Here is a 2,919-nt window from a genome sequence, read left to right as displayed (position 1 = left end):
AAAACCCGCTCCACCCTTACTCGAAGGCGCTCGTTTCCTACTCGCCCACTATAAGCAAGGAAGAGAAGATGAGATATACCATTACCGGGGAGGTTGTGACTCCGATCAACCCGCCCCCGGGCTGCCGGTTCGCCTCCAGATGCCCCATGGCGAGGAGGGAGTGTACCGAAAGAGAGCCTGAACTGAGGTATGTTGGTAAGGATAGACTGGTCGCATGTCATTTCGTGTGAATGGAGGTCATTATGGACACTATTAAGGAAGTAATCAAGAATGTACCGGAGTACACTTTTTTCAAGACGGTTGATGAACTGAACGAATCGAGCAGGGAACTGGCCGAGAAGTACCCAGATATCGCAAGTTTCTATCAGATCGGTAACTCGATGGCCGGCGATCCCATCTACTGTTTGAAGATCGGGAAGGGCTCGAAGGCGATACTTATGTATGGCTTTCCACACCCCAACGAACCGATAGGCAGCATGATGCTGGATTATCTCTCCTGGCAGCTGGCCGAGAACGAGGCTTTCAGGAATAAGTTCGGGGATGTCAGCTGGTACATAGTCAAGGCCGCCGACAACGACGGTGCAAAGCTGAACGAGGGCTGGTTCAAGGGACCGTACACGCCCCTCAATTACGCGCTGAACTTTTACAGGCCGGCTGGTTACCAGCAGGTGGAGTGGACCTTCCCCATAAAATATAAGACGCTCGACAACAACGACCCGATCCCTGAAACGAAGGCGCTTATGAAGATCATTGAGGAAGAAAAACCGATCTTCATTTACAGTCTGCATAATGCCGGTTTCGGAGGGGTTTATAACTACATCTCGGAAGACGCCCCAATTCTCTACCCGATATTCGAAAAGGCCTACACGGATCTGAACATTCCTGCGGCCCTCGGGGAACCGGAGATGCCCTACGCAGTCAAATTCGCCGACGCCGTCTACAAGATGCCGACGACCATTGACACCTACGAATTCTACGCCGCCAACTCCGATAAGGACCCGGCCGAGATCATAGGTAAGTCCGGAACTTGCAGTTACGATTACGCAAGGCTATTCAACGAGAAGGTCTTCGAACTGGTCTGCGAAGTCCCATACTACTATAATCCGAAGATAGAAGACCTGTCTCCGACAGAGTTCGTGCGGCGCGACCTCGTTCTGGCAAACCTGGAGAATATGAAATCTAACTATCAGAAGATCAAAGACATATACTTCCCGCTGAGAGAGAGAATAGTTATAGAATCACCGCTTAAAACGGCCCTCGACCACTTCATCGAGTCGGCTGACAAGCATTTGCCTGTACAGGAAAACTGGGCAAAGACGGCCAAGGAACTGGACGCCAGGGCGACGGTAGCGGAAGCCTTCGACAACGGGCCTGTCTCCAAGACTTACAAGATGCTTATGTGGGGTATGCTGAGAAGGATCCTGCTCCTCAACTTCGAGAAGACTGGCGAGCCTGAATTCAAAGAGGCCGCGGAAAAAGTGTACAAACAGATGAAAGAAATGAGCGATGCTCTGGAAGGTGAACTCGACTATGTCGTTATACCGATAAAGAAACTGGTACAGATTCAGCTTATGAGCGGACTTTACACAGCGCTGTACACCATCGTGAAGAACTCGTGATCAACACTGCCCTTGTTTTCTGAATTCTAGTCGATCTTCTGTAGTGGACCCGAGATAACCGGGTCCACTTTTTTGTTAAAAATCCATGACTTAATAACCCTGCTAAATAAAAATCAAGTAAGACGCCAGAGGAATGCACGCCTTTACGGGCTTCATTTTTCACGAAAGAGAGAAAAGAAGAGAGGAAGAGAGAGAAAGGGAGAGAAAAGAGAGAGAAGAAGAAAATCAGCAGCGGGTCTCGGGTATCGTAAGAGCAGAAGTGAGGCTCGCTGGTGCGAGGAAGTGATGCCCGGAGGATCATCCGGGGAAGTGAGGCCGACTGCGTCGGGAAGTGATGCTGGCGCTCACGCGCCAGGAGGCAAAATGAGCCAGTCTGCTGACGCAGGCCAGTTACTCTTTGCAGAAGTGAGGCTCGCTGGCGCGAGTAACTGATGCCGGGAAGAGCATCCCAGGAAGTGATGCCCGGAGGAGCATCCGGGGAAGTGATGCTGGCGCTTTCGCGCTAGGAACAAAGCGAAAAGCCGCCTACCGATCTTCCTGATCTGTGATCATATTCAGAATCATATTCTTCTTGTAGGGGCGAACGGCTGTTCGCCCGAAGAGGGCATCGTTGCCACTTCCGCGATGCAAGTTGCAAGAAGACAAACCTGCGTTTTTAGCAAGGGCAATGATAAGTGCCATCCCCTTCTCCGCGAAAAGAGAGACGTGAGGAGAATCGTCAGTCCCTATTTTCGCTTACAGTGAATAGGGGGTCTTCGTTCTTTAGCGCAGAGCGGTTCTTAGAACGGGTTGGTGAATCAAGTTTAGATGACGAATTATTGTGCTTTCAGAATTAGCAAACGCTGTCGTTCCCGTCATGACTTTTTGGAAGTCCCTCACCTTGTCATCCCGAACTCGTTTCGGGATCCGGTTTTGATTTTATCCAAGGACGGGTCCTTGATTTTGGACGAGTAACGAAGGCTGGTTTTCCCAGCGATCAGTGGCTCTTAAACGTATGTCGATCTCTATGTCGAGATCCCGTACAGGATCACTACGGGATGACACCGCTAAACGTCATCCTGACAATGGTTCTGGAAAAATTCATCTTCATCACGAAGTAAACAGTACCACCTTGAATACTGTTTATGGATCATAAATCCATAAATTATACGAATTATGTGGATTAATCATCCGCGATATAGAGACCATCAACAATCCTAGAAAAAGAAGTAAGAGGCCAGAGGAATGCATACCTTTAAGGACTTCTTCTTCCAGGAAAGAGAGAGAACGGGATACAAGGGAGATAGAGAGAGAAGAGAGA

3 protein-coding genes are annotated in these 2,919 nt (G+C 49.5%); all 3 read left to right on the top strand.

Annotation, left to right across the window (positions count from 1 at the left end; genetic code table 11):
- Window positions 1–230: oligopeptide/dipeptide ABC transporter ATP-binding protein (locus BG32_RS07005; RefSeq protein WP_409072651.1), on the top strand; the 230-nt coding region annotated here is incomplete at its 5' end.
- A gap of 12 nt (window positions 231–242) precedes the next feature.
- On the top strand, window positions 243–1,619 hold the full coding sequence (locus BG32_RS07000; RefSeq protein WP_183084306.1) for a M14 family zinc carboxypeptidase: 1,377 nt from the start codon (window positions 243–245) through the stop codon (window positions 1,617–1,619).
- 133 nt (window positions 1,620–1,752) lie between these two features.
- Window positions 1,753–1,905, top strand: coding sequence for a hypothetical protein (locus tag BG32_RS15570; RefSeq protein WP_183084305.1), 153 nt, complete (start codon window positions 1,753–1,755; stop codon window positions 1,903–1,905).
- The last annotated feature ends 1,014 nt before the right edge of the window (window positions 1,906–2,919 follow it).

This window comes from Mesotoga sp. HF07.pep.5.2.highcov, from assembly GCF_003666285.1.
Taxonomy (GTDB): domain Bacteria; phylum Thermotogota; class Thermotogae; order Petrotogales; family Kosmotogaceae; genus Mesotoga; species Mesotoga prima.
The sequence above is the reverse complement of the archived record's forward strand: the minus strand, read 5'-3'. Positions and strand labels throughout refer to the sequence as shown.

Excerpts from the sequence above, each read along its gene's own strand:
- BG32_RS07000 (WP_183084306.1), top strand. The coding sequence starts at position 243 with ATGGACACTATTAAGGAAGTAATCAAGAATGTACCGGAGTACACTTTT.
- BG32_RS15570 (WP_183084305.1), top strand. The coding sequence starts at position 1,753 with ATGCACGCCTTTACGGGCTTCATTTTTCACGAAAGAGAGAAAAGAAGA.